Source organism: Pontimicrobium sp. MEBiC01747, from assembly GCF_053601635.1.
This window is the reverse complement of sequence record NZ_JBSHNS010000568.1, coordinates 1-1,645: the sequence shown is the minus strand read 5'-3', so window position 1 is coordinate 1,645 and position 1,645 is coordinate 1. Positions and strand designations below refer to the sequence as shown.

Annotated in this window: 2 protein-coding genes and 1 pseudogene; 2 read left to right on the top strand and 1 reads right to left on the bottom strand. The window is 31.9% G+C overall.

Translation table 11 applies throughout. From position 1 onward, the window contains the following. Together ACVC2P_RS18995 and ACVC2P_RS18990 are read left to right on the top strand one after the other, a co-directional pair. Positions 1-246: pseudogene (locus ACVC2P_RS18995) on the top strand (alpha/beta hydrolase); the annotation flags it as partial. 96 nt (positions 247-342) lie between these two features. Further along, the gene (locus tag ACVC2P_RS18990) at positions 343-585 is read left to right on the top strand and encodes a DUF1660 family phage protein (protein ID WP_452600020.1); all 243 of its coding nucleotides are present in this window, start codon (positions 343-345) and stop codon (positions 583-585) included. 3 nt (positions 586-588) lie between these two features. Here ACVC2P_RS18990 and thiL read toward each other — a convergent pair whose 3' ends face one another. Continuing rightward, complete coding sequence (thiL, locus tag ACVC2P_RS18985) at positions 589-1,635, bottom strand: thiamine-phosphate kinase (protein WP_452600021.1); 1,047 nt, start codon at positions 1,633-1,635, stop codon at positions 589-591. Between the last annotated feature and the right edge of the window lie 10 nt (positions 1,636-1,645).

Sequence of the window (1,645 nt, the reverse complement as noted above, 5' to 3'; positions counted from 1 at the left end):
CTACAGGGGTATATAGCTGGACAGGAAGGCATGAAATTACGAGAAGATTTGTCTACTTTTTTTGCCAGGGCACCTTTTAAAAAAATCATTCTGTTAGGAGAAAAAGATACCGTTTTAAATTCAAAATCTATAACTCAGTTTGCTGAAAAACATAATATTAAAACACGTGTGTTCTCTCAAGGACACATGTCTCATATTGAAAACAAGGAAGAATACTTACAAGAACTAGTGCATTTTATCGAATAAAAACAACTTTTAGTCGGAGATTATTATTTTTTTATTATGTTTAACAACCTTTAACTAAAATCATGATTATCATCACCTTATATCCTCCCACTATCTATGCGATTAATATGTAATTTATTTGGACACCACTTTGAAGTATCACGAAATGTAACTTATCATGTAAAAGAGTATAAATGCTCTCATTGCAATAAGGAATTAACAACTAATAGCAAAGGAAACTTAACGCCTTTAACTCCTAAATACAAGGAGATAAATTCTATCTTATCAAGAATTCACACAAAACGTCAATCTAGACTTAATAAAGAAGAATTACGTACAGCTTATAAAATGACATCGTAGTTATTAATTGTCAAAGTTTTTCCAGCCTTGGGCTTGTAATGGTATTTTGGTTTCAGCTCTAGTTACCAAATTAGCACCTGCATTTTCTTCAGTCATAAAACCAATAACTGTTAAGTTAGGGTTCCCTTTTATTTTTGGGAAGTCCTTTTGAGAAATTGTCATTAAAAGCTCGTAATCTTCACCTCCATTTAAAGCAATGGTTGTACTATCTATATTAAACTCTTCGCAAGTAGAAATAACTTGAGGATCTAAAGGAATTTTGTTTTCGTACAAATCGCAACCTACTTTGCTCATTTTACAAATATGTAATATCTCAGAAGACAATCCATCACTAATATCAATCATAGCTGTTGGTTTAACATCTAATTCTTTTAACAACTTAACAATATCTTTTCGCGCTTCAGGCTTTAATTGACGCTCCATAATGTATGTATAAGCATCTAAGTCTGGTTGATTATTCGGGTTTACCTTAAAAACTTCTTTTTCTCGTTCTAAAACTTGTAATCCCATATAGGCACCTCCTAAATCTCCTGTAACAACTAATAAATCATTAGGTTTAGCTCCATTTCTATAAACAACATCTTCTGCACTTACTTCTCCTAATGCAGTAACAGAGATAAGTAATCCAGAAGTAGAAGACGTTGTGTCTCCACCAACTACATCTATGTTATATATTTTTGAAGCGGCCTCTATACCTGCATACAATTCTTCTAATGCTTCTAAAGAAAATCGATTAGATACAGCAATAGATACTGTTATTTGAGTAGCTTCTGCATTCATTGCATAAACATCTGATAGATTGACAACAACGGCCTTATATCCTAGATGTTTTAAAGGCGCATAACTTAAATCGAAATGCACGCCTTCTACTAATAAATCTGTGGTAATAACAACTTGTTTATTTTTAGGGTTAATCACAGCAGCATCATCCCCTATACTCTTTACCGTAGATTCGTGTTTTATTTCAAAATTCTTTGTTAAATGATCTATTAAACCAAATTCTCCTAAATCACTTAATTGTGTACGTTGTTGATTTTTATCTTCTATCATAATGCAAAAA

Bases quoted from the DNA above. Each gene is read 5' to 3' on its own strand.
- ACVC2P_RS18990 (WP_452600020.1), top strand. From the start codon at position 343: ATGCGATTAATATGTAATTTATTTGGACACCACTTTGAAGTATCACGA.
- thiL (WP_452600021.1), bottom strand. From the start codon at position 1,635: ATGATAGAAGATAAAAATCAACAACGTACACAATTAAGTGATTTAGGA.